This window comes from Sinomicrobium pectinilyticum (assembly GCF_003725735.1).
GTDB classification, from domain to species: domain Bacteria; phylum Bacteroidota; class Bacteroidia; order Flavobacteriales; family Flavobacteriaceae; genus Sinomicrobium; species Sinomicrobium pectinilyticum.
Map to the genome: position 1 here is coordinate 1 of NZ_RJTM01000182.1, position 26,488 is coordinate 26,488.

A 26,488-nucleotide genomic window follows, 5' to 3' on the forward strand; every position below is an offset into this window, starting at 1 on the left:
TCGTTGTTTTTCTGAACAGCAATGTTTAAGTGTAGTGAATTAACAGTCCAAGCCCTAGGGAAAGACAAAAGTCAAGGGTATACCCGGGGATTTGGGTCCCGCCAAACTCCCGTTCCGCTTGCGGAATACCTCTCTACTGAAGAGAGAGCCTTTTTGTCTTATCCATTATTCACGTACTTTAATCAGTATCAACGCCAGTGGTGTCCGCTGAGCTTAAGGGCGGCAAGCATAACATCCTTACGGCTGATCTGCCCTATCAGGAAACCATTTTCCACTACCGGAAAACGACGGTGCCTTGTTTTGTGAAACTGGGTAGCCGCGTCAAAAATACTCGCATCGCCATTGATGGTCATGACATCAGAGGACATATATTTCCGAACGACCATATCACCGATAGGCATGTTAAAATAACGACCTTCCGATATCTGCTTCATACAGTCGCTATCCGAAATGATCCCGATCAGTTTTCCGTTCTCGTCTATTACGGGAGCCCCGGTGATCTTGTGTTTCATAAAGGTTTCCATAACTTCCAGGAGACATTGTTCCGGGGTAAATGTTATTAACTTCCTCGTCATATAATCCGCTACTGCTATGGGGCGGAGGTACTCTCGCTTTATCTCCTGCCTGGCCCCTTGAAAACTCTTGATTCCCATGGTTGTTCTGTTTTAGGTTTTCTTCTAAATTTAAGAATTTTTAATTAATTAACATAATTTTATATCATAAATCATTATTAAAGTTCAAAAAACAAGGATAATAACAAAATGTAGTCCCCATTTCCGGCGACATACGGTCTCTTCCGCATTTTTTAAAAAATTCGCCGTATTTCAATTATTTCCCATATCCGCAGATATTCGTATTTTGTACGGGAAATTTTATTTTCACTAAACCGCCATACCATGAAACGCTATGCCGCTACACTGTCCCTTCTTTTTATCATAGGAGCCGTTTACTGGTCATTTTATGCCATTATGCCGCATACTTATACCAAAGTAAATGCACCGGAAAATACCTTTTCTACGGAAAGGGCGATGATACAGGTCCGGGCCATATCGCAAAAGCCCCATTCTGTAGGTTCTGCAGCCCACGAAGAAGTCAGGGAATACCTGCTATCCGAACTCCGTAAAATGGGACTGGAAACACAGGTACAGGAGGGCTATACTTCAGGCAACTGGGGAAATGTCAGCAAAGCCAGGAACATACTGACCCGTATAAAAGGAAGCGGTAACGGCCAGGCCCTTATGCTGCTCTCCCATTACGACAGTAGTCCGCATTCTTCTTTCGGGGCCAGTGACGATGCCAGTGGCGTGGCAACCATACTTGAAGGTATCCGGGCTTTTCTCTCCGGGAATAACGTCCCTGAAAATGATATTATCATTCTGTTTTCAGATGCCGAAGAACTGGGGCTTAACGGCGCAAGGCTTTTTGTAAAACAACATCCCTGGGCAAAAGACGTGAAACTGGTACTGAATTTCGAAGCAAGGGGCAGCGGAGGCCCGGGTTTTATGCTGGTGGAGACCAATGGCGGGAATTCCGCACTTATCCGGGAATTTACCAAGGCCCGTCCCGAATACCCGGTGAGTAATTCGTTTATGTACAGCATATATAAAATGCTCCCCAACGATACCGATCTCACCATTTTCCGGGAAGATGCCGATACGGACGGGTTCAATTTTGCTTTTATTGATGACCATTTCGATTACCACACTGCACTGGACACAGAACAAAGACTGGACCGGAATACCCTGGAACACCAGGGCAGTTATCTCATGCCCTTATTGCATTATTTCAGTAATGCCGATATATCCAACCTTAAGAGCAATGAAGATTATGTATTTTTCAATGCCCCCTTCTCTATCCTGGTATCCTATCCCTTTTCCTGGATCACTGCCATGAATGTTCTGGCCGCCGTACTTTTTTTACTGCTCCTTATTTTCGGTATCGCAAAAAAGAAGATCCGTGTCAGGGAAATGCTCCTGGGAATATTACCTTTTGTCATTACGTTACTCATAAGCGGCCTTATAGGATATTACAGCTGGCCGTTATTGCTCAAAATATATCCGGAGTACAGAGATATTCTTCATGGTTTTACATATAACGGATATTATTATATCGCGGCTTTTACCGCATTAAGTCTGGCCGTATGTTTCTTCACCTACCACAAATTCAGTCATCTACGGCCGGTAAACCTGTTTGTGTTCCCTCTTTTTTTCTGGATCATCCTTTGCATCCTGCTCGGTATTTATCTCGAAGGAGCTTCCTTCTTTGTTATCCCGGTATATGCGGCGCTTATTGCTATGGCCATACTCGTTTTCTTCGAGAAACCCGGTCTTTTGCTGATGGCTGTTATTACGCTCCCGGCAATCTGGATATTTACACCGTTTATACAGATGTTCCCTGTTGGCCTCGGGCTTAAAATGATGGTGGCCTCCACCCTGTTTACGGTATTGCTGTTCGGATTGCTTATCCCCGTATTCGGATTTTACAGACAGCAGGACAAGCTGGCACTGTTTACAGGTGTGGTAAGTCTTGTATTGCTTATTACCGCACATACAGAATCCGGCTTCACCGAAGACAGGCCGAAACCGGACAGTTTGTTATACGTACTGGATGCGGATACAGGTAAAGCGGAATGGGCAACTTATGATAAAGTTCCCGGCGTGTGGAATTCCGCCTACCTGGGGCAGGATAAAAAAGTACCTTCTCCCGGTGAAGAAGCTACCATTACAAGCAAATATAACACCGGTTTTTCATACACTTCCACTGCCCCGGTAAAAGAAGTTCCGGCCCCTGTGGCGGAAATACTCAGTGATACACTTATCGGTACCGACAGGCAGGTGGAAGTTTGTATCATGCCCCAACGCCACGTTACCCGGCTCGATGTATTCACTTCCCTCCGGAATATTGTTTCCTGTAAAGTGAATGGCTTTGCTCTGCCTGAAAAATACCTCCAAAACCCGAAAAGGGAAAACCGCTTGTTTTCTCATTTTATAAGTGATAACGACTACACGGAAATAAGCCTGCGTTTCCCCAAAGGAGAAACCCCGGAACTAATATTATACGAAGCGTCCAATGATCTCCTGGACAACCCGCTGTTTACCGTTCCTGCCAGGCCTGAAGACCACATCCCTATGCCCTTTGTGCTCAATGATGCTGTCGTCGTCAAAAAAACCGTTACTTTTGACCGTCCATAAACAAATCATTTTTCTATGCGGATAGCAATTCTAGGCTGCGGATGGCTCGGTTTCCCGCTGGCTAAAAAATGTATGGAAGCGGGATATCATGTTAAAGGTTCCACGACATCGCCGGAAAAGGAAAAAGTATTTACCGCTGCGGGAATACACCCTTACCTGATCCGTTTGCAGGAGGATAAAATAGACGGAGCAATGGACCGGTTCCTTAAAGATGTGGATGTTCTTCTCGTGGATATCCCCCCGAAGCTCCGGGGCATCCACCCTGAAAATTTTGTAAAAAAGACAAAACAACTATTGCCCGCGGTAGAAAATTCTTCTGTCAAAAAACTTCTTTTTATAAGCAGTACTTCCGTATTCCGGGATGACAACACGGTTATTACGGAAAAAACTACCCCCGACCCGGAAACCGAAAGCGGAAAACAATTGCTGGCTTCAGAGCGCTTATTACGATCTTCTTCCCGTTTCCGAACCACTATCCTCAGGTTTGCCGGTCTTATAGGGCCGAACCGGCACCCGGCACATCACCTGGCGGGAAAAAAGGAACTCAAAAACCCGGATGCCCCGGTCAACCTTATCCATCTGGACGATTGTATTTCCATCATCCTGGAAATATTGCAACAGGAAAAATGGGGAGAGACCTATCATGCTGCTTTTCCCTTCCATCCCACAAGAAAAGAATATTACACGGAAAAAGCCGGGGAATTTGGTCTTCCTGTGCCGGAATTCACAAATACTCCCGTAAAGGGAAAAACAATTTCTTCCGAAAAGCTGTCCGAAGAACTCCGGTATGCTTTCCGTACCCGTATTTAGCGGGAAAGTGATTTCAACATTTTCCCGGAACCCATAGCTTTAGTAAAGATAGTTTACAGAAAAAGCCGGGCGCCTTTTTAAAAGGTACTCCGGCCTTCTTCGGGACGGTATCAGCATTATATCTGGTTCCAGCTTACATTATCGTAATAAATATAGCCAACGCTATCGGATTCCCAGTAACTCTGGCTTCCACCCCGGAACGTATGAAAAGACAGGGCGTTGATAAGGCGTTTGGAATCGTTTGTGGTCCACCGTACATTTTCATCCAGCAATGTCGTGTTGTTTACCGTGATACGGGCACGGCCGTTGGCACTGGACCCGGTATTACTTTCCACGCGGATGACTACGGTATACCATGTTCCCCTGGAAAGGCTTCCGGAAGAAGGATAAGAAAGTCCGAAATGGTCCCCGCATTGTTCGGGCTGGTCCCTGTAGTACAGGTAAGGGCGGAAATATACCCTGCTGTAATCGTTATACCACATGAGCCTTGCGCTCCCCCCGTTGCCATCGGTTGGGCGGTCACATCCGGTGTTCCCGTCGCCTATAAGGAAACCGAAACCGAGTTTTCCTCCTCTGCTCCAGTCAAAGGCACTGTGAAACCGGAGCTGGTAAGAAACTTCATAACCATCGCTCGCCGGCAGGCTCACATTGGCAGTCATCCCCGAACCTCCCCCGACAGCGTTTGCTATTAATGTAACACGAAGGGTCTGGTTGGAAACATAGGTCCTGGAGGAATTCCACCCCCATCCGTCACCAAAATCTTCCTGCGCCCAGGAATTCCAGTAAGAATCCCCGTGAGGGCGGTTATTGAAATCCACTGTCCGGCCGGAATACACAGCACGGACTGTTGTTTTCATGTCTTCATCAATCAGCATCTCCGCATCGTCCGCATCCTTGTCACAGGAAGACAGTCCGCAGGCAAGCAAGGTGCATAACAGCAACAACCTGCCTGTTTTCATTGGTTTTTTCATAATAAGTGGGTTTTATTGGTTAATAATTGAACTATTCTCGTTTCGTAACGGCACTGTCCCGGTTCTTCAGGGCCGTCCTTAACAACCGGACCCGCATTCCGGCTTCCGGAGTCCCGGGTTTTATGGTGTCTATCTGGTCCAGGTAAGCGGCGGCATTACGTGAATCGGAATTCATGATGCTGGCTTCGGCAAGATCGAGTTTTATAGCATCCGACCCGGGGAACACCTGCTCGCAATACCGGAAAAACGACAGGGCCTTTTCAGGTTCGCCGAGCCTGTAAAGCAGGTTTGTACCGAGTTGTTCCAAGGATAGAACTGAATAATCATAGGCCCCGGTTTTTTTTCTCTTCAGGCGTTCATATAGACGGAACACACTATCCATCTGCCCCGTGACTTCCAGTCTCTGCCCCAGGGCAGCTGCAAGAAGGGGTTTTACTTCCCCCGGCGTCTCCTGTTCCCGGTCCAGCCATCGGATAATTCCGTTTCGAACAGACTCCGTATTAAAATCTCCTGTTATATTGCTCACAACTGCCACCGCCAGTTCATCCGAAGGTATCATTGTTATTCCTGCGGTAAAATTCCCTGTGCTATGCTCCTTATAGTACATGGTCCTGGTTTTTGCCGGGATCACTTCCCAGCCGTAACCCATAGCGGTCATCTCTCCCGTTCGCTGCCAGGCAAGCAGTTTTTCACCTGTACTCCTTGTTAAAAAACGGGCCCCTTCCGCTGTTTTTCCCTTGTGCATTATCATAAAAAGCCATCCGGACAGATCGCGTAACGAGGTATGCCAGCCCATACTGCCCGAGTGTTGCCGGTTAAGGGGATATGCCCCGACCGTATCGGTGGTATAGGTCAGCCAGTTTTTTATAGCATGTGGCCATGCCACGCTCGCTTTGAAAGTCTCGTCTTTCGGAAAAAAGGAATCTTTCATACGAAGCGGTTCCAGGACACCTGTTTTCATATAGTCTTCGAAGGCCATCCCCGTTACTTTGGCGATAAGGTCGGCCAGAATGTCAAAATTGTAAGGCGAACGTTTTACCCTGCTCCCGGGCGGTACGAATTCCGGTTGTTGCAGGTGAATACTCCGGGTAGTGCTTTCCAGGGCGGAATCGCTGAGATCCGGAAGGTCCCACATTACAGAGTGACCGGGAATTCCTCCGGTCTGGTTTATCAGGTGTTTTATTTTTATTCCCCTGATATCCGTATCTGCCAGGGCAAAATACGGGAGGTAATCCACTACCGGCGCATCCATGTCCAGTTTTCCTTCATCCGCCAGGCGTGCTATGGCGGTTACGACGAGGAGCCCGGACAGGTCCCCGGCAAAAAAAGGCGTACGCTCCGAAAATACAGCCTTTTGCCCCTCACTAAATATACGATGCCCTGTGGCACGGAGATAAATGTCTTTGCCTTTCATCACCACAACCCCCAGGCATGGCAAAGGCAGTTTTTGCTGAAGTTCTTCTACATAAGCATCCAGTTTTTCTATATCCCCGGTTGCCAGCCTGCTGTCCGTCCCCTTATTGCAGGATACGGGCAACACGGATATGGCAGTCAGACAGGCAATAAGGAAACCTTTTTTCATATAGCTGTTTTTGAATTCTTTGGTACATGTCTCGCCTCCGTATAAAAAACCTGTTCCGGGCAATACCGGGAAGACAGTGAACAATGACAGAACAAACTTACAGAAATGAAAAACAGGCCGGGGTGAAAATAATTCAACAAAAGGGTTCTGAAAGTACAGGAAAATTATTTTTAAATGAAAAACATGAAAATAATTCAAAAAATAGGGGTTAAAAGAGGATATGAAGACTTATTATCTCATAAAATCCGGCGACAGGGGATAAGCCGGTGACAGAAAAAAATGTGGCATTCCTACAGCACGGGAAACACTTATTTTTCATAAGGGATTTAATTAAAGTTAATTATTCTTTTTCCAATCCTATTTTTTTTTAGTTTTGAAGACCTTAAAAACACGTTTGAACAGCATGAAGAAAATTTTTATTCTGGCCATTTTCGCATCGTTCTTCGCGGCGAACGGCCAAAGCGACCTTAAAAAGCACTATGAAGCTTTCTACAAGCAAATGAGGACACAGGGAGATATAAGGGGCGCTATCAATGCACTGACGCACCTGTATGTCATAGAACCTTCGGATGCCAGAAAGGACACCCTGGCTTTCCTGTATGCCAACTCCGGACAGTACATTCAGGCCGTAAACCTGCTGGGGACGGAAAAAGATGCCTCCGCTTCGGATATGGCTGTCGATGTAAAAGCGATTTCCCTGAAATCCCTGGACCAGCCGCAACTGGCCGTACAACAATACGAGATCCTGTTCCAAAGAAAACCGGATGCTTTTCTCGCCTACGAACTTGCGGATCTCAACCTGCAGATAGGAAAGATAGAAGAAGCCAAAAAACATATTGCTTACGGACTGGAAAATGCCAAAGACGATATGAAAGTTCCCTTTTACGAAAGCAAACCGCCTTATGAAGTGCCGTTAAAAGCTGCACTGACATATGAAAAAGGATTGCTTACCTATAATGAGGACAAAACGAAAATAGACGAAGCCCTGAAACTGATCGATGAAGCTATAACCCTGGCTCCGAATTTTAACCTGGCCAAGCAGATCAGGCAGGCACTCAGCAACCAGAAGACCAAAGCCACAGAAGAAAAAGGACAAGGAAAATAGCCCGTATTTTACAGGCTGTTTTCTTTTGAACCGCATGGAATTCGCCACGTCGGACAATAGTAATGTCCCGTAATTCGTTATTATAAAGAACCTGAGGTAAAATGGAATTTATCCGAATGAGAAAGACCGCTGTTTTTTTTATACTTTCCCTCGTCCTGGCAAGTTGTACTACCCCGAAGAAAACAAACACCGATCTCATTTCCCATATCCCGGAAAACACCTCCATTGTAGTCAAGATATCTAATCCACAGGCATTTTTCAATGCATTGAAAAACAATGACTTTTTAAAATCCAATACGCTTATCCCTCCCGGACTTTCCAAAAAACTCGAACCGCTCCGGGTACTGGATAAAAAAAGTGAGGCCCTTCTTTGTATCATCCGGAATACGGACAGTATTTACGACTTTGCCTATATTTCCCGCGATACCGATAATTATTCGACCCTGGATTCCCTGAAGGGATGGAAAACCGAAAGTTCTTCCCTCAATAAAATACCGATTAAACAAGCTTCTTCCGAAGACCACAGTTTTTTTAACACGGTGATTGACAGCATTTTTATAGCGTCTTCCTCCGAGCCCCTGATGGAACAGAGCATACTCGGGGGAAATACAGCGGGGCGGGCCGCTTTCCGGAAAGTATACGAGCTGGCCAATAAGGACAAACAGGCTTCGTTCTTCCTCCGCAATCATCCTTTTTACCCTGGCAATCTGACATTATCCGACAGTACTGCCGGAATACAAAGCCCTGCCGGCTGGGCCATGTTTGATATCTCCCTGTCGCCGGGGGAGCTTTTGCTTACGGGAATCGTGCCGGCCAAGGATTCTATTCCCGGAACGACCTCCATACCTGTTGCCGCCCGGAAAACCACAGAAATAACCCCGGCCGATGCCGAAGGAATGCTGTCCCTGGCCCCTTATGATTTCAGCCTGTATAAAGACTCCCTGACCGACGTTCCCGTGCGTGACCTTCTGACTACGGCAGATGAAGTGGGGATTATTTACGGTGAAAACCACGATGTGGTGACATTCCATACCTTTGATTCCGGTGTGGCGGAAAAAGCCTTTTCCGGTTCCGCCGTATTACAGACCACCTTCCGCGAGCATAATATTTATAAGATAGATTCGCTGAAGCCATTTGCAGAAATCCTTCCCCCGTTCGGAAAGGGCAATGCAATGCGTTTCTATACCGCAGTGGACAACTATATCGTATTGGGAAGCGATCCCCGGGCGCTGGCAGACATCATTACCAATTATCAAAACCAGTCCACCCTGGAAAAACGGACTTCATTTACGGATATGATGAAGAGCCTTCCCGACGCTTCATCCATGCTTGCCGTGGGTATAACTCCGAAATACAAGGAATTGTTCCTCGAAAAAATGCTCTCCGGGTATCATGACGACCTTTCGTTTTCATCCCCGGATGATTTCCCCTACCTGGTGGTACAGGGCATTGCAGACAAAAATTTCACACATACCAATCTCCTGCTACAAAAACCCGGAAAAGCAGGGATATCAACAGGAATCTCGGAGAAATTCAATATAGCCCTGGATGCCGATATAGCCATTCCGCCGCAACTGGTAACCAATCACCTGAACAAAGAAAAAGAAGTAGTAGTGCAGGACATGGAGCATAATCTCTACCTGATCTCCAACGAAGGAAAAGTGCTCTGGAAAAAGAAATTAAATGCCAGGATATTGGGAAAAATAGAACAGGTAGATATTTTAAGGAACGGAAAACTGCAACTTGCTTTCGCCCTGCCCGACGGTATTTATGTCATAGACCGCAATAGCAATGATGTTTCGCCCTTCCCGGTAAAAGTACAGGCACCCATTACCAAAGGGCTTGCTGTATTCGATTATGACAACAATAAAAAATACCGGCTTTTCATAACCCAGGAAAATATCATCGTTCCTTTTGATTCCAACGGAAAAAGGGTAAAAGGATTTGATTTCAGCGGCACACAAAGTGCCATTCTGAACCCACCGGAACATTTCAGGACCGGCACGCGCGACTATATTGCCGTTCAGGAAGAAAACGGGACCCTTCACCTGCTCCACCGCACCGGCAAAAGCAGGGTTAACGTAAAAGGAAATATTGATTTCTCGGCCAACCGGTTATATTTGTACCAGGATAAGTTTACAACGACCAATAGTGATGGCGACCTCATCCAGGTAGATGAACGCGGCGGACTTAACAAAATAGCCCTGGGACTGGCCAAAGACCACCATATTGCCACAACGTCCAGGACACTGGCCACACTGTCCGACAATATACTTACCATAAAACAAAACAAATACGAACTGGATTACGGTATTTATACCGGTCCCGATATTTTTTACATAAACAACAAAATTTATGTTGCCCTTACGGATATCCAGGCAAAAAAAGTATATCTTTTTGACAGTAACGCAGTGTTACTCAGCAATTTCCCCGTATACGGAACTTCTGCAATAGATCTCGCCGATATGGATGGAAACGGAAAACTGGAATTTGTTACCCAGGGAGAAAAGGATAAGGTAATCGTATATGAAATAAGATAATCACGATATTTACACCCGGCCATATCACTGCTTTTCCTTTTCATCTTTTTATAGTATATTTCAGGAAATCGGATGGCGTTAATCAAAAAACGGATTATTATAGATCAAAAAACCATAGGTCTGTCGGATTGAAAGTCTGTTTTCGGCAAAATACTTGGATACGGGAATAGTATTCTCAAAATATCCGTGTATTTGTGGCCAAAAAAAATCATAGAATATAGAAGCATGCAAGAACTTTATTCCAAAATAACAGGACAAGGCCCCCCCCTCATCATTCTGCACGGATTTCTAGGGATGTCAGACAACTGGAAAACCCTGGGAAATCAATATGCCGAAAACGGATTTGAGGTCCACCTTATCGACCAGAGAAACCACGGCAGAAGCTTTCATTCCGACCAGTTTTCCTACGAATTACTTGCCGAAGACCTGCACCGCTATTGCCTGAACCACAAACTGGAAAAGATCAGCATCATAGGACATTCCATGGGGGGGAAAACCGCTATGCTCTTCGCCACCACCTACCCGGAAATGGTGGAAGCGCTTATCATTGCCGATATTTCCCCGAAATACTATCCGGTACACCATCAAACCATTCTCAACGGGCTCCTTTCTATCGACTTCAAAACCACAAAAAGCCGTAAAGAAGCCGATGAACAACTGGCCCGCTATATCCCCGAACTTGGCGTAAGGCAATTTCTTCTGAAAAATATCTACTGGAAAGACAAGGACGAACTCGCCTTCCGTTTTAATCTCACTGCCCTCAACGACAATATCGAGGAGATAGGAAAAGCACTTCCCGATAATGCCAGATATGAAGGCAAAACACTTTTTATCAAAGGAGGTCAATCCGAATATATTACTGCTCAGGATGAAACTCTGATCCGGCAGCACTTCCCGGAAGCTTCCGTTTCGGCCATACCAGGTGCCGGTCACTGGGTACAGGCAGAAAATCCCGGTATGTTCTTCAGGATCACTTCCGAATTCTTAAAACGTTAAATTTTAAGGTAAATTTACTATGCACGCATAATTTCATGCTCCAAAAATTGCATATTTCATATTTTATCACAAAATTTGCTTATATTCTTAAGAAACTGAAAACAGGTATAACCTTCTACCCCGCACAATGCGAAAGTTTCCGGAGGTATAATAGGTAACCTGTGGCTTTTCGCACATCAAGAGCCATATGCAGTTAAAGCCCATTCGCAATAAAATGGAGGAAATAATCTGCCTTAATTTTATTTAACAAGTAATATCTGATACTTTGACAGTAAAAACACAAAAACAGAAATAGACAATGATAAAAAGAACCTACATTTCAGCAATTGTGGTATTGATGACTACTTTTGCCTATGCCGGTGGTTACCGTGTGGCCTTGCAGGGACAAAAACAGCTTGCCATGGGACATACGGGAGTTGCTGTGATCAATAGCGCAGAGTCTGTATTTTTTAACCCGGGCGGACTTACTTTTCTCGATAAGAAGATTACGATCAGTGCGGGGATCAGCCCCATATTCTCCAACATTCATTTTCAGAACAGTCAGTTCGGCTGGAGTACGGAAGCCGACAACCCCATTGCCACACCTTTTAATGTATATGCAGCATATAAAGTCAACGAATGGATGAGCGCGGGTATCGGGGTCTATACCCCTTACGGAAGTGGTGTGGAATATCCCGAAAACTGGGAAGGCTCACATCTCGTTAATAAAATAGAACTGGCAGCCATTTATATACAACCTACATTATCCTTTAAAATCAATGATAAGCTGAGTATAGGCGGGGGTCCTATCATTGCCATTGGTAGTGTAAATTTTAACCGGAACATAGACCGGTCCATGACCAATGTTTCCGGAGAAAGGGCCAATGTTACCATCGACGACAGCGGGGTTACTGCCTGGGGATACTCCCTTGGCCTGGCATTCCGGCCTACGGAAGAACTCACACTGGGTCTGACCTATAAGTCCGAAATGAAAATGAAAGCCAGGGACGGAGAAGCCAAATTCCACAATATTCCCAGCACTGCACCGGGAAATTATGACAATGTTACTTTCGATGCCACGTTGCCCTTACCCGCCGAACTTGCCGTAGGTGCTTCTTATATGATCAACGAGAAGTGGCTTGTGGCCTTCGACTATAACAGGGTATACTGGGACTCTTATGAATCTCTCGACGTTTATTTCAGCAACGGTACGGATTCCCATAACCCCAGAAATTATAAGAACTCTTCCGTTTATCGTTTCGGACTGCAGTATATCGCCAGTGAAAGGTTTACCATTCGGGGAGGATATTACTATGACGAATCTCCGGTACAGGCAGGTTATTTTGCACCGGAAACCCCCAGAAACGATTCCAACAACTTTACCGGGGGACTTTCGTTTAACATATCCGAAAGGTTTGCCATAGATGCAGCATTCCTCTTCATTCATTTCGATGAAGTAGATGCAAGCTACGACCATTACCAGGAAAACGGCCAGAATGTACCTTTCGGCGGTTCCTATAAAAATAATGCCTTTATCCCCAGTATCGGGGTTTCCTATGGCTTTTAATCTATTTTCCTAATCTTTCTAAAGAACCGATAGCGATGAAAAACAATATAAAACTATTAGCACTTTTAGCATTAGGACTGGCCGCCTGTGAACCCGAATTCGACAAGGAAGTAAGTGAATCCGGATTTTACTCGGCTGGTGATGCCGATTTCACCACCTATGTTGCCGTTGGTAATTCACTGACTGCGGGATATGCGGATAATGCCCTGTACCTCCAGGGACAGGAAAACTCCTATCCCAATATGATAGCCATGCAATTTGCCCATGTAGGAGGCGGTGATTTCACACAACCGCTTATGAACGACAACATCGGAGGGTTACTTGCGGGAGGGAATAAGATAGCCGACAGCAGGATGGTCCTGGAGTTCGATGCCGAAGGAAACCCTTCTCCCGTCAACCTGGATGAAGAGCCCACAACAGACATCACCAATACCCTCGAAGGCCCCATGAATAATATGGGGGTCCCGGGCGCAAAGATCTATCACCTTGTAGCGGAAGGCTACGGTAATATCGGTGGGGTAGGCAGTACTGCAAATCCGTATTTTGTTCGTTTTGCCTCCTCAGCCAGTACTTCGGTTATTGCCGATGCCGTAGCGCAGGACCCTACTTTTTTTACGTTGTGGATAGGGAACAATGATATTCTTTCTTATGCTACGTCCGGTGGTGTCGGAGTTGACCGGACGGGAGACACCAACCCTGCCGGTTATGGCGAAAATGATATTACCGACCCTAATGTATTCGCATCGATATACAACAATTTATTGACCGCCCTTACCGGAAACGGTGCTAAAGGTGCCGTGGCCAATATCCCGGATGTAACCTCTATCCCCTACTTCACTACCGTACCTTATGCTCCCGTTCCTATGGATGAAGGGACGGCTAACCAGGTGAATCAAGGGTATGCGGATTATAACCAGGCACTCTCCCTTTTTGTCCTGTTAGGTCAGATAGACGAAGAAGAAGCGCAACGCAGAGAGATCAAATTTCAGGCAGGGCAGAATCCCGTAGTTATTCTGGATGAAGACCTCACTCCTTTAAAGCATCCTGTTACCGGAGATGACATTCCCAATTTAAGGCAAACAACTTCCGAAGACCTGATCGTGCTCAATGCTTCATCTTTTATAGGAACGCCGGCAGGAGAAGACCCTACACAGATCAATGGTATTTCCGTTCCTTTGGGTGACCGGTGGGTACTTACTCCGGAAGAACAACAACTGGTATCCAATGCCCAGACCCAGTATAACGCCACGATCAAAGCATTGGCGGAGCAACACAGCCTTGCGTTTGTCGATACCAGGGCCATGCTGGCACAGGCAGCCGAAACGGGTATTCCTTATGACGGTGGTGTGCTCACCTCCACTTACGCTACCGGAAAAGCCTTTTCCCTGGACGGAGTACATCCTACGGCAAAAGGATATGCCCTCGTTGCAAATGCCTTTATAGAGGCCATAAACGAAACGTACAATTCCACTATTCCTGAGGTAAACCCGGGAGCTTATCCGGATGTGTTTATAAAATAATTCCGAAAAAGGCTCAAAAAAGGGCTCGCTGTGCATATGCAGCGAGCTCTTTTATATAAGAATAGCAACATCCCGGTGCTGTTTCTTTATCCGTATATACAACCGGGTGTTTCCCGTACCTGATTCGATATCTTCCTACTCACAATCCCAGCGGAAGTTGGTCACTTTACTATTGGAAGCACTCGTCAGGTTATAATGCCACCATTCCGTCCGTATTCCCCAGAAACCGTGCTTTTCCATAGTTTCCTTCAACAGTTTCCTGTTTTCCAGTATTTTTTTCGGGTGCTTCGTGTAATCGTGATGCGCTTCTTTTCCGAAGAAATCAAACCCCGTTCCCATATCCAGTTCTTTTCCCTCTTTATCCACCAGGGTGATATCTACTGCCCCGCCCTTATTATGAATGGATCCTTTTGCAGGATTGGCAACATACTGCGGATTAGGGACTATCTTCCACATTTTTTTCTGTACATCATGAGGACGGTAACAGTCAAAGAATTTGATCCTGTATCCTTTAACCATCAATTCCGTATTTGCGGCGATAAGTGCCCGTGCTGTTTTCGCTCTGACGTAACATTCCGCACAGTCATATACTTTTGTCTTTAAAAAATTGTCTTCCGTGGCATACTTCATGTCGTAAACAAAATCCCTGCTGTAGTCCCGCAAACGCACAAAAGCAGTATCTGCCACATCATCGAGGGACAATAGTTCCGGTTCCGGCTCTTCTACCTCTGTTTTCACTACGGTATCTTTTATGGCCACACTGTCATTGAATCCATCAGGGGGGCTTTCCTGTTTGTCATGTTTCTCTTTACAAGCCGCAAAAAGAACTATAAATAATGGTATAATGATTTTCTTCATGACACAAACTTACACGGAATTTTTGAATTGCATTATATACGGATACCAGTCACACAAGGCAAACGTATCCCAAAATTATAAAATAGTTCAAGGTTACAGATTGCAGGTTGCACTTATGGGTATACCGAATGGCACCTCGTCTCCCGATCATCCTAACAATCCCTATCCTTTCATTTCCCAAGCCCCTTTATCTCATGGTCATATTATCGAATTATCACATTTCCACATTATCAGACACTCTGCACATGATGCGTTTGCCCTGACCTCCTTCCCTCCCGACAATTGGATAATAATATAAATATTCAAAAAAGCTTTCACTTTTTTTCCTTCAATTTCACTATCTTGAATCCGGGTTACATTGCAACCAAACCTTAAAAAACTCATATACTATGAAATTACTCTGGACTATCTACGGAATAGGCCTGATCTCTTCCTTTTTCCTGTTACGGCAGGAAAAAGACCTGGAAGAAAGCATGGAAAACGGAAAAGAGATCTATACCGATTTTTGTGTTACCTGTCACCTTCCGAACGGAAAAGGAGTAGAAAAAGCCTTTCCTCCCCTCGCAGGTTCCGACTATCTTCTGAACAACCGGGAAGCCAGCATCCGTGCCGTAAAATACGGACAAAACGGAGAGATAACTGTCAACGGTATCACTTATAATAATTCTATGGCACCGCTGGGACTGACCGATGAAGAAGTAGCCGATGTAATGAACTATATACTGAACTCCTGGGGCAATACTTCCGAAGAGATGGTCACTACGGAAGAAGTGGCCCGGGTGCAAAAATAATTTTGAGGTTGTCGGGAGGTACTTACAGAATGGTCCCTGACCGACCCGCCCGGAAACCCCGGCACTAATTTTTGTGAAGTCACTGATATTTTTGACTTGCTTTCGTTAAATTTGCCGAAAAACCAGTCTGTTCATGCTAATTATAGGAATCGCCGGTGGGACGGGTTGCGGCAAAACCACCGTTGTAAACCAGATCATTGACGAATTACCGGAAAACGAAGTAGGCGTTATTTCACAAGACTCCTACTACAAAGACACTTCACACCTGTCTTATGAAGAACGTACCAAAATAAATTTCGACCACCCCAGGGCCATTGATTTTGATCTCCTGGTAAGTCACCTGAAAATACTCAAAGAAGGAAACCCGGTGCATCAACCCGTATATTCTTTCGTAAAACACAACCGGACCAAAGACACTATTCTCACGCATCCCAGAAAGGTGATGATCGTGGAAGGTATACTGATTCTGACGCACCCGGAAATAAGGAACATGTTCGACATAAAAATATTCGTACATGCCGATTCCGACGAACGCCTGATCCGGCGGTTAAAAAGAGATATTAACGAACGTGGCAGGGACCTGGATGAAGTATTGACCCGCTACCAGACCACCCTTAAACCCATGCACCAGCAATTTATAGAACCGACAAAAGAATTTGCAGATATTATCATTCCGAACAATAAATACAATACCGTTGCAGTTGGTATAGTGAGAACCATTATCAATGAAAAACTGGCCTGAAAAGCCTTGTAATACAGAAAGCCACTACCCCGTACACAATCTCATTGGCTGCCGGAAAGGCGGATCATACATCCGTCCGGCGCATAAAATTGGATAAGCAGGAAAAAAATTTATATTCATACGACATGAATTTTATAAAAAAAATAAGACAGAACAGGTGGTTTTCCTTCTTCAGTAATATTTATGTTATTGTATTAACGGTATTTGCCGTATGGATGATCTTTTTCGATACCAATTCCCTGCTCACTCATATGGAACTGGAAAAAGAAATCGATAAATTGCAAAAACAAAAAGAATACCTGCAAAAAGAGATCGAGCAGGACAAAGAAGTAATCCGTAACTTAAAAGACGATGGTAATATCGAAAAATTTGCCCGGGAGGAATACTATTTCAAGAAAGAAAATGAAGAGATCTATATTATAGAAAGACAGGACAGCATTACCTGGAACAAGAAAAAAGCGAAAAAAGAATAGTGCCGGAGAAAACCGGCCGCCGGGAGGAACAGCATTAAAAAACGGGTAAGTCCATCGGGGTGGCACCGTAACGGGATAACGAAAACCCTGAGAATCCGGGTAAATGGGATTCCGGTAATCAAACGGATTAGAAAATCATAGGTTTCCGGCAGACTAAAAATCTGTTTTGCTGCGGGTACATGAATAATTTAAAATAACTATTAATGTATCCGTGAATCAGTGGCTAAACCAGGAGATTAAAAACTACTGCAATACAATTGCAGGCCTGCCTCCGGTTGACAGGGTTAAAACCCGAAACGGAGATCAATAAAACACCACAAAACCTGCACAGGCATGAGTAAACTTCTGTTTGACGAATTCCCCGAAATTTCCGCAAAAATGTGGAAACAAAAAATACAGTTCGACCTCAAAGGCGGGGATTATAACTCCCTGATCTGGAAAACTGCCGAAGGTATTGACGTAAAACCTTTCTATCACAGTGACGATGCCATCACATCACATAGCGGGTTGAAAAAATCTACCGAATGGAAAATAACCCAGAGGATCTTTGCCGGCAATGAAAAAATGGCATCCAAAAAAGCGGCCAATGCTTTAAACCGGGGAGCAGAAAGTATATGGTTCACCATTCCGTCCGAAGAAACCGACCTGTCCGTACTGCTGAATGGCATAGATACATCCGTCACTCCGTTGCATTTCCACCTGCTTTTCTTATCCCCGGGTTTTGTAAAAAAAATAAAGGAGCATGCTCCTCTCCCCGGTGCTGAAGTATATATCCACACCGACATCATCGGCAACCTGGCCCGAAGCGGCAACTGGTTTAACAACCTGGAGAACGACCATAACCTGTTCAGGGAAACGATGTCCGTTTGCGGGGATTGTACTTCCGCGGTTTCCGTTGACCTTTCCCTTTACCAGAATGCAGGCGCCACTATGGTACAGCAACTTGCCTATGCCATGGCTCACGTCAATGAATACCTGAATTTTCTCCACGACACACCTGCATTAAAAGAACAGAAAATCGTATTTACATCCGCTGTCGGTTCCAATTATTTTTTCGAAATAGCAAAACTCCGGGCCCTTCGCCTCTTATGGCATACCCTGGCCTCCGAATATGATGCCAATCCGGAATGCCATATCCTGACCATTCCCACAAGGCGCAACAAGACCTTATATGACTATAATGTGAATATGCTGCGCACCACAACAGAGAACATGAGTGCCATTCTCGGTGGCGCGGATACTGTTTGTAACCTCCCTTACGATAACATATACCATAAAGACAACGAATTTGCAGAGCGTATAGCCCGTAATCAGCTATTGGTCCTGAAACACGAAAGCTATTTCGATAAAGTGCATAACCCGGCAGACGGAACATATTACATAGAAGACCTCACCGCCCGGATGGCCGAAAAAGCCCTGGATATTTTTAAGCAGATAGAAGCCGGAGGCGGGTTCCTCAAACAATTGAAAGAGCATACCATCCAGAGAAAGATAAAGGAAAGCGCCCGGGAAGAACAACAACGATATGACGAAGGCCTGGAGGTCCTTATCGGCACCAACAAATATCCGAATCCGGAAGACAGGATGAGTGATACCCTGGAATTGTATCCCTTCGTAAAAACCAACCCCAGAAAAACACTGATCGAACCTGTCGTAGAAAGGCGGTTGTCAGAAAAAACAGAGCAGGAACGGTTAAAAAAAGAAGATAGTATCCCGTAAAGATGCACGGCCGTGCATCTCAACCGGGAAGCCGTGCATCTCAACCGGGAGGCCACAACCGGAATAAAACCACCAAAATGAAATACAAAGGAAAATACAATACAGGATCGTCCCGTTTAAAAAAATGGAATTACGCAGGTAAGGGAACGTACTTCATAACTATGGTAACCCAAAACAGGCGCTGTATATTCGGCAGTATTGAAAACGGCATGATGCAAGATAATGAATGGGGAAAAATAACACGTAGGGAATGGTACAGATCATTTGAGATCAGAAAGGAGATCAGTATGGATGCTTTTGTATTAATGCCCAATCACCTTCACGCGGTAATTACAATTATCCCCCCGGCCGTAACAAAAGAGAAAGCAGTTACATCTCCGGAAGTCCGGGCAAAAGCATCTCCGGCATTTATCCGAAAGCCCAAATCACTGTCCTCATTCGTTGCCGGATATAAATCGTCCGTAACCACACAAATAAATAATTGGATAGACCGTAATATCAGTCCGATGCTATTTCCGGAGTTAAAGAAATACAACAAAGAAAATCGATTATGGCAGCCAAATTATCATGATCATATTGTACGTACCCCATATGAATACCACAGGATTTTAAGATATATAGAAAACAATCCGAAAAAATGGGAAGAAGACCGGTTATATGATAAATACCATTTATCCGTATGAAAAGAAAAAATCTGCAAAATATAAAAATATCCTATCCGGATAGAGACGCACGGCCGGGAGTCTCAACAGATAGGCCGGGCGCCCTGAAGGACGGACCGGTCCCGTTCGAAAAAGAATACGTTTTTGCCGAAGGCATAGAAATAAAACCCGTTTTTTCCGAAAAAGACATAGAAAATGCCGAACACCTTAATTTTGGTGCAGGTATTCCTCCTTTCCTTCGGGGCCCATACAGCACCATGTACGTCACCCGACCCTGGACAATCCGCCAGTATGCCGGATTTTCCACGGCAGAAGAAAGCAATGCCTTTTACCGCCGCAATCTCGCGGCGGGACAAAAAGGCCTTTCCGTAGCCTTTGACCTGGCAACCCATCGCGGATATGACAGTGACCATGAACGTGTTGTGGGCGATGTGGGAAAGGCCGGAGTCGCTATAGATTCCGTTGAAGATATGAAAATACTGTTCGACCGGATTCCCCTTGACCAGATGTCCGTATCCATGACCATGAACGGGGCCGTCCTTCCTATCATGGCTTTTTATATCGTAGCTGCAGAAGAACAAGGGGTCTCTCCCAAGCAGTTATCCGGGACTATTCAGAATGATATTCTGAAGGAATTCATGGTGCGGAACACCTACATCTATCCGCCCGAACCTTCCATGAAAATCATAGCGGATATTTTTGAATACACCAGTAAGAACATGCCTAAATTCAACAGTATCAGCATCTCCGGGTACCACATGCAGGAAGCCGGGGCTACTGCCGATATTGAACTGGCGTATACCCTGGCTGACGGATTGGAATACATACGAACGGGACTAAAGGCAGGTATGGAGATAGATACGTTTGCCCCCCGCCTGTCGTTTTTCTGGGCGATCGGGATGAACCATTTTATGGAGATTGCCAAAATGCGTGCCGGGCGGATGCTATGGGCCAAACTGGTAAAACAGTTCGGGCCCCGGAACGAAAAATCGCTTTCGCTCCGCACCCATTGCCAGACCAGCGGGTGGAGCCTTACCGAACAGGACCCGTTCAACAACGTGGCTCGTACCTGCATAGAAGCAGCGGCAGCTGCTTTCGGAGGCACACAATCGCTCCACACCAATGCACTGGATGAAGCCATCGCACTCCCTACCGATTTTTCTGCCAGGATAGCACGGAACACACAACTTTACCTGCAGGAAGAAACCAAAATAACCAAAACGGCAGATCCTTGGGCAGGTAGCTATTACGTGGAATATCTCACCTATGAGATCGCCCGTAAGGCGTGGCAACTCATAGAGGAGGTAGAAGAACTGGGAGGGATGACCAAGGCCATAGAAGCAGGCATCCCGAAAATGCGGATCGAAGAGGCAGCCGCCAGGAAACAGGCCAGGATAGACAGCTCCCAGGATGTGATCGTAGGGGTTAACAAATATCGCCTGGACAAAGAAGATCCGCTCCACATCCTGGAAGTGGACAACGAAACTGTTCGAAAACAGCAAATACAACGCCTGGAGCAGGTGAAATCGGCCAAGGACAACCAAAAAGTACAGGAAGCCCTGCAAAAACTAACCGAATGTGCCCGTACGGGTAACGGAAATTTATTAGCTTTATCCGTCCAGGCCGCAAGACACCGGGCTACACTGGGAGAGATAAGTGACGCGCTCGGCGCGGTGTTCGGCAGACATAAAGCTAAAATACAATCATTTACCGGCGTGTATTCCAAAGAAATAAAAAACGACGAAAGCTTTGAAAAAGCTAGGCAACTTGCCGACAGGTTTGCCGTAATCGAAGGCCGGAGGCCACGGATCATGATCGCCAAGATGGGACAGGACGGCCATGACCGGGGCGCTAAAGTAGTGGCCACAGGCTACGCCGATGTGGGTTTTGACGTGGATATCGGCCCTTTATTCCAGACACCTGCCGAAGCGGCAAAGCAAGCCGTGGAAAACGACGTGCATATATTGGGGGTTTCCTCTCTTGCTGCCGGTCACAAAACCCTGGTGCCCCAGGTTATCGAAGCCTTGAAGGAATACGGCAGGGAAGATATCCTCGTAATTGTCGGCGGTGTTATCCCCGCCCAGGATTACGATTTCCTGTTTAATGCCGGGGCTGTTGCCGTTTTCGGACCGGGGACCAAAATCAGTGACGCTGCTATACAAATGCTTGAAATCTTACTGGAGATCAGCAAATAAAAAACATCGTATCAATCTTCAGATAATAAGTTATATATTCTCAGGACACCCGGAAATAAACGGACATTTACTCCTCATCCCATAAACCGGATGTAGTTTGCTTTTTTAAGAGCTTTTTTTATTATGCATGCATACTAATTTCATATCTTTACAAAAACAAGTCTATCATGTACACCGACAAAATGCTTCGCGACGATGCCCTGAAAGGTAAGAACATTGTAGTAACCGGCGGCGGCAGCGGCCTGGGCAAGGCCATGACCCGATATTTCCTGGAACTGGGCGCTAAAGTGGCCATAACCTCACGTAACCTGGAAAAACTGCAGCATACCGCCAAAGAGCTCGAAGGAGAAACCGGTGGCACCTGCCTGGCCGTCCAATGCGATGTCCGTCATTACGAGCAGGTAGAATCCATGTTACAACAGGTTGTCGATAGTTTTGGTAAAGTGGATGTATTGCTGAACAATGCAGCCGGGAATTTTATCTCCCCTACCGAGAGGCTTTCCGCCAATGCGTTCGACACTATTATAGACATTGTACTCAAAGGGAGCAAGAACTGTACCCTGGCATTCGGAAAGCACTGGATAGACCGAAAGCAAAAGAACACTACTGTACTCAGTATTGTTACCACCTATGCCTGGACCGGGTCTGCCTATGTGGTGCCCAGCGCTACTGCAAAAGCAGGGGTACTGGCCATGACGCGCAGCCTGGCCGTAGAATGGGCCAAATACGGTATCCGTTTTAATGCCATAGCCCCGGGCCCCTTCCCTACCAAGGGTGCATGGGATAGGTTGCTTCCCGGGGAACTCCGGGAAAAATTCGACCTGGCCAGGAAAGTACCTTTACAGCGTGTTGGAGATCACCAGGAGCTGGCCAATCTGGCCGCATACCTGGTATCTGATTTTGCTGCTTACCTGAATGGCGAAGTGATTACCATAGATGGCGGGGAATGGCTGAAAGGCGCCGGGCAGTTCAACATCCTTGACCAGATCCCCGAGGAAATGTGGGATATGCTCGAAAGTATGATCCGGAAAAACTCCAAGTAACACGATTTTTCCCATCAGAAAAACATACATAACGGAGAAAAGTATTCGCAATACACAGTAAACATCAGGCTACAAAGCAAGTAATCATACAAACAGACAATAACGCCCGGCAGGCTGTTAACAATTTTCATTTTCAAAACCCGGAAATAGTTGTATTTTTACCTGTCTAAATCCAATTGAAATTACATGGGTAAAATTATAGCAATTGCCAATCAGAAAGGCGGTGTGGGCAAGACAACTACTTCCGTTAATCTAGCTGCATCCCTCGGCGTCCTGGAAAAGAAAGTCCTTCTTATCGACGCTGATCCGCAGGCCAATGCCACGTCCGGACTAGGATTGGATGTAGAAGAAATAGAAGTGGGCACTTACCAGCTCCTGGAGCACACCATGGATGCCAAAGATGCTATTATAGGTACCGATTCCCCAAATGTAGACCTCATACCCGCCCATATAGACCTGGTTGCCATCGAAATCGAACTTGTGGACAAAGACCGCAGGGAATATATGCTTAAGGAGGCCCTTTCAGGTCTCCGCGACAAGTACGATTATATACTTATAGACTGCGCCCCTTCCCTCGGACTGCTTACCCTGAATGCCCTTACGGCAGCAAATTCCGTTATCATACCCATTCAATGCGAATACTTTGCCCTGGAGGGACTCGGAAAATTGCTGAACACCATAAAAAGTGTACAAAAGATACACAACCACGACCTCGATATCGAAGGCCTGTTACTCACCATGTACGATGCCCGGCTCCGCCTTTCCAACCAGGTGGTCGAGGAAGTTCAAAAGCATTTCAACGATATGGTCTTTGAAACCATTATCCAGCGGAATGTACGCCTCAGCGAGGCCCCCAGTTACGGGGAAAGTATCATTAATTACGATGCAAGCAGTAAAGGAGCGGCAAATTACTTAAATTTGGCCCACGAAATCATTAAAAAGAATAAGCAGACGGTTTAATGGCAAAAGCAACAAAAAAACAAGCATTAGGAAGAGGATTATCGGCATTGTTAAAAGATCCGGAAAATGACATACAAACGGCTTCGGACAAAAATGCGGATAAAGTAGTTGGTAATATTGTTGAATTAGATATAGAATCCATTGAGGTTAACCCCTTTCAGCCGCGTACCAATTTTAACGAAGATACCCTTCAGGAACTGGCCACCTCTATCAAAGAACTTGGGGTTATACAACCCATTACCGTACGGAAAATAGAATTCAATAAATACCAACTCGTTTCGGGAGAACGGCGTTTCCGTGCTTCCAAACTTGTAGGCCTTGCTACCGTACCCGCATATATCCGTATTGCCAACGACCAGGAATCCCTGGAAATGGCACTGGTGGAAAATATACAGAGACAGGACCTGGACCCGATAGAAATTGCGCTTTCCTACCAGCGTCTTATCGATGAAATACAACTCACACAGGAACAGCTCAGTGACCGGGTCGGAAAAAAACGTTCTACCATCGCCAATTATCTTCGCTTGCTGAAACTCGATCCCATCATCCAGACAGGAATGCGCGACGGGTTTGTAAGTATGGGACACGGCAGGGCATTGATCAACCTGGAAGATAAAGAGACCCAACTGGCCATTTATGAAAAGATCATTTCCAATGCGCTTTCTGTCAGGGAAACGGAAAAACTGGTAAAAAGTCTGCAGGAAAAAGGCAGCAAGTCCGCTCCCGATACCGCGACCGGTAAACTGCCTGCATATATCGATGACAAAATGGATGATCTTACCGAATACTTTTCGTCTAAAGTAGACGTTAAGGTATCCAGGAACGGCAAAGGAAAATTGATTATCCCTTTTCATTCCCGCGAAGATTTCATCCGTCTGACCAAACTCTTTAAATAAGGAATACCCGTTTAAGTACAAAGTACAGATCAGAACCGTTTCCGGATAAAAGAGCCGGAATACCAAAAAATAACGAGTACCGAATGCCAAGTACCAAATGCCAAGTATTATCCCGAAATGTAAGCGCCGGGTACCGTATTTCGGATACTGCGTACCGGATTGTTAACGGAAGTTATTCCATGCAAAAACCGGATATGCCTGCGGATGCATTCTGCCTGAAAAAGATACGGCTGTTACTTATTCTTTTCGCCTTCATGCTCACAGTTTATCATCCCTTATCTGCACAGGAAGACAAGCAGGAAGAGACAGCAAAGGACTCTGTCCGCACGGAAAAACCCGAAGTAATACGGGACACTGTTTTACCTGAAAGTTATACTATAGACCCTTTATCTCCCAGTAAAGCCGCATTTTACTCTGCGATATTGCCGGGGCTCGGGCAGATATACAACAAGAGATACTGGAAAGTACCCATTGTGTATGGCGCCATAGGTACCGGACTGTATTTTTACATCTCTAACAAAGACCAATATCACAGGTACAGAAATGCCTATAAGAGAAGACTTGCCGGCTTTTCGGATGATGAGTTCTATAATATTGACGGTGTGGTCAATGCCGACGGCAGCCCGGATGTGTCCATGGATGCCCTCAGGAGGGCACAGGAATACTACCAGAGATATAAAGACCTCTCCCTCCTTATTACCATCGGGCTATACGCACTGAATATTATTGACGCCAATGTAGATGCACACCTCAAACAACACAACATAAGCCAGGACCTCACCCTCCGCCCGCTCATAGTCCCCAATGATTTTACCACAGGAACGACATTCGGATTGTCATTAAATTTTAATTTTTAATGCCCGAATTGAGCCATCAGGCAGTGATAAAGCAGTAAACACCCGCCTGTAGATAGCAGATACCGAAAGCGGAGACCATAAGATAAAAACCTAAACCGAGAATAAAAAATGAAGATAGCATTACTGGGATACGGCAAAATGGGAAAAATGATAGAACAAATTGCCATTTCCCGTAACCATGAGATCATAGCGAAAATTGATAATGAATTTACTTCAAAGGACATTGCCGGTGCCGATGTTGCCATAGATTTCAGTGTTCCTTCCGCCGCTTTCGGAAATATAACTTCCTGTCTGGAAAATGGTGTGCCCGTTATCTCCGGCACTACCGGATGGCTTGATAATTACGACAAAGCCGTGGATCTCTGCCATAGGCAGAAAGGTGCATTTATTTATGCTTCTAATTTCAGCCTGGGCGTAAATATTTTTTTTCAGCTTAACGAATACCTGGCCAGGATGATGTCTAACCTGGAAGAATACCAGGTAAGCATGGAAGAGATCCACCATACGCAAAAACTCGATGCGCCCAGCGGTACGGCGATAACTCTTGCCGAAGGTATTATAAAAAACAGCTCCAAAACCGGGTGGCAGCTTGACAAGGCCGGCGACAATGAAATACCGATCACGGCAAAACGCATAGAAAATGTACCCGGTACCCATAGCATACGTTACTCCGGAAAAGTGGACGATATAGAAATTACCCACACTGCACACAGCCGGGAAGGGTTTGCCCTCGGAGCGGTTATTGCCGCTGAATGGATCATCGGAAAAACCGGGGTATTCAGTATGAAGGATGTATTAAACCTGGATTAGAATAACCATTTTCATGACCTTTTGCGTATTTTGCACCGGAAATTAACGGGCTCCTGCCTCCCGGAAATGCAATAGAACAACATTCAACAAAATAACAATGACAGCAACAGAGTGGTTTGTATTTTTTCTTGTCCTGCAACTGGTTCATTTTGCCGGAACATGGAAATTATACCGGAAAGCCGGAAGAAAAGCATGGGAAGCCCTTGTCCCCGTATACAATG

At 45.6% G+C, this 26,488-nt stretch carries 23 protein-coding genes; 19 read left to right on the forward strand and 4 right to left on the reverse strand.

The window, feature by feature from the left end; genetic code table 11:
- Positions 1-188: 188 nt before the first annotated feature.
- The gene (locus ED312_RS22385) at positions 189-653 is read right to left on the reverse strand and encodes a CBS domain-containing protein (RefSeq protein ID WP_123218249.1); all 465 of its coding nucleotides are present in this window, start codon (positions 651-653) and stop codon (positions 189-191) included.
- 243 nt (positions 654-896) lie between these two features.
- Here ED312_RS22385 and ED312_RS22390 point away from each other — a divergent pair, with 243 nt between their 5' ends.
- Together ED312_RS22390 and ED312_RS22395 are read left to right on the forward strand one after the other, a co-directional pair.
- Positions 897-3,191: a M28 family peptidase gene (locus ED312_RS22390; RefSeq protein WP_123218250.1), complete on the forward strand. Its 2,295-nt coding sequence runs from the start codon at positions 897-899 to the stop codon at positions 3,189-3,191.
- Between the two features lie 15 nt (positions 3,192-3,206).
- The gene (locus tag ED312_RS22395; protein WP_123218251.1) at positions 3,207-4,001 is read left to right on the forward strand and encodes an SDR family oxidoreductase; all 795 of its coding nucleotides are present in this window, start codon (positions 3,207-3,209) and stop codon (positions 3,999-4,001) included.
- A 116-nt stretch (positions 4,002-4,117) separates the two neighbouring features.
- On the opposite strand, the gene ED312_RS22400 is transcribed toward ED312_RS22395, so the two are convergent.
- On the reverse strand, positions 4,118-4,972 hold the full coding sequence (locus ED312_RS22400) for a polysaccharide lyase (protein ID WP_206363304.1): 855 nt from the start codon (positions 4,970-4,972) through the stop codon (positions 4,118-4,120).
- Between the two features lie 31 nt (positions 4,973-5,003).
- Positions 5,004-6,554 carry a serine hydrolase gene (locus tag ED312_RS22405; RefSeq protein WP_148044354.1) on the reverse strand — a complete coding sequence of 517 codons (1,551 nt, stop codon included), beginning with the start codon at positions 6,552-6,554 and terminating at the stop codon, positions 5,004-5,006.
- A gap of 83 nt (positions 6,555-6,637) precedes the next feature.
- On the opposite strand from ED312_RS22405, the gene ED312_RS24395 reads away from it, so the two are divergent.
- The 6 genes from ED312_RS24395 to ED312_RS22430 all read left to right on the forward strand — a co-directional run bounded on the left by ED312_RS24395 (position 6,638) and on the right by ED312_RS22430 (position 14,261).
- Positions 6,638-6,766: a hypothetical protein gene (locus tag ED312_RS24395; RefSeq protein ID WP_262707144.1), complete on the forward strand. Its 129-nt coding sequence runs from the start codon at positions 6,638-6,640 to the stop codon at positions 6,764-6,766.
- Positions 6,767-6,957: 191 nt separating this feature from the next.
- On the forward strand, positions 6,958-7,659 hold the full coding sequence (locus ED312_RS22410; RefSeq protein WP_123218254.1) for a tetratricopeptide repeat protein: 702 nt from the start codon (positions 6,958-6,960) through the stop codon (positions 7,657-7,659).
- 116 nt (positions 7,660-7,775) lie between these two features.
- The gene (locus ED312_RS22415) at positions 7,776-10,199 is read left to right on the forward strand and encodes a hypothetical protein (RefSeq protein ID WP_123218255.1); all 2,424 of its coding nucleotides are present in this window, start codon (positions 7,776-7,778) and stop codon (positions 10,197-10,199) included.
- 225 nt (positions 10,200-10,424) lie between these two features.
- On the forward strand, positions 10,425-11,195 hold the full coding sequence (locus ED312_RS22420) for an alpha/beta fold hydrolase (RefSeq protein WP_123218256.1): 771 nt from the start codon (positions 10,425-10,427) through the stop codon (positions 11,193-11,195).
- Between the two features lie 301 nt (positions 11,196-11,496).
- The gene (locus ED312_RS22425) at positions 11,497-12,741 is read left to right on the forward strand and encodes an OmpP1/FadL family transporter (RefSeq protein ID WP_394342892.1); all 1,245 of its coding nucleotides are present in this window, start codon (positions 11,497-11,499) and stop codon (positions 12,739-12,741) included.
- Between the two features lie 35 nt (positions 12,742-12,776).
- Positions 12,777-14,261, forward strand: a complete 1,485-nt coding sequence (locus ED312_RS22430; RefSeq protein WP_123218258.1) for a G-D-S-L family lipolytic protein — start codon at positions 12,777-12,779, stop codon at positions 14,259-14,261.
- A gap of 135 nt (positions 14,262-14,396) precedes the next feature.
- On the opposite strand, the gene ED312_RS22435 is transcribed toward ED312_RS22430, so the two are convergent.
- The gene (locus ED312_RS22435; RefSeq protein WP_123218259.1) at positions 14,397-15,119 is read right to left on the reverse strand and encodes a M15 family metallopeptidase; all 723 of its coding nucleotides are present in this window, start codon (positions 15,117-15,119) and stop codon (positions 14,397-14,399) included.
- Positions 15,120-15,508: 389 nt separating this feature from the next.
- Here ED312_RS22435 and ED312_RS22445 point away from each other — a divergent pair, with 389 nt between their 5' ends.
- The 11 genes from ED312_RS22445 to dapB all read left to right on the forward strand — a co-directional run bounded on the left by ED312_RS22445 (position 15,509) and on the right by dapB (position 26,267).
- Positions 15,509-15,910 carry a c-type cytochrome gene (locus ED312_RS22445; protein WP_240643174.1) on the forward strand — a complete coding sequence of 134 codons (402 nt, stop codon included), beginning with the start codon at positions 15,509-15,511 and terminating at the stop codon, positions 15,908-15,910.
- Positions 15,911-16,043: 133 nt separating this feature from the next.
- Positions 16,044-16,652 (forward strand): uridine kinase, encoded by a 609-nt coding sequence (gene udk / locus ED312_RS22450; RefSeq protein WP_123218261.1) that lies wholly within the window; start codon positions 16,044-16,046, stop codon positions 16,650-16,652.
- A 125-nt stretch (positions 16,653-16,777) separates the two neighbouring features.
- On the forward strand, positions 16,778-17,125 hold the full coding sequence (locus ED312_RS22455; RefSeq protein ID WP_123218270.1) for an FtsB family cell division protein: 348 nt from the start codon (positions 16,778-16,780) through the stop codon (positions 17,123-17,125).
- A gap of 333 nt (positions 17,126-17,458) precedes the next feature.
- On the forward strand, positions 17,459-18,844 hold the full coding sequence (locus ED312_RS22460) for a methylmalonyl-CoA mutase subunit beta (RefSeq protein ID WP_123218262.1): 1,386 nt from the start codon (positions 17,459-17,461) through the stop codon (positions 18,842-18,844).
- A gap of 77 nt (positions 18,845-18,921) precedes the next feature.
- On the forward strand, positions 18,922-19,527 hold the full coding sequence (locus tag ED312_RS22465) for a transposase (RefSeq protein ID WP_148044355.1): 606 nt from the start codon (positions 18,922-18,924) through the stop codon (positions 19,525-19,527).
- A complete protein-coding gene (scpA, locus tag ED312_RS22470; protein ID WP_123218264.1) occupies positions 19,524-21,701 on the forward strand; it encodes a methylmalonyl-CoA mutase in 2,178 nt (725 codons plus the stop codon). Before ED312_RS22465 ends, scpA begins: the two co-directional genes overlap by 4 nt.
- A 164-nt stretch (positions 21,702-21,865) precedes the next feature.
- Positions 21,866-22,744, forward strand: a complete 879-nt coding sequence (locus tag ED312_RS22475) for an SDR family oxidoreductase (RefSeq protein WP_123218265.1) — start codon at positions 21,866-21,868, stop codon at positions 22,742-22,744.
- Positions 22,745-22,930: 186 nt separating this feature from the next.
- On the forward strand, positions 22,931-23,704 hold the full coding sequence (locus tag ED312_RS22480; protein WP_123218266.1) for a ParA family protein: 774 nt from the start codon (positions 22,931-22,933) through the stop codon (positions 23,702-23,704).
- Positions 23,704-24,600: a ParB/RepB/Spo0J family partition protein gene (locus ED312_RS22485; RefSeq protein WP_123218267.1), complete on the forward strand. Its 897-nt coding sequence runs from the start codon at positions 23,704-23,706 to the stop codon at positions 24,598-24,600. The genes ED312_RS22480 and ED312_RS22485 overlap by 1 nt, the downstream gene beginning before the upstream one ends.
- Before the next feature lie 254 nt (positions 24,601-24,854).
- Entirely contained in the window at positions 24,855-25,457 is a 603-nt protein-coding gene (locus ED312_RS22490; RefSeq protein WP_240643175.1) for a DUF5683 domain-containing protein, read from the forward strand.
- 108 nt (positions 25,458-25,565) lie between these two features.
- Complete coding sequence (dapB, locus tag ED312_RS22495) at positions 25,566-26,267, forward strand: 4-hydroxy-tetrahydrodipicolinate reductase (protein ID WP_123218268.1); 702 nt, start codon at positions 25,566-25,568, stop codon at positions 26,265-26,267.
- Positions 26,268-26,488 lie beyond the last annotated feature (221 nt).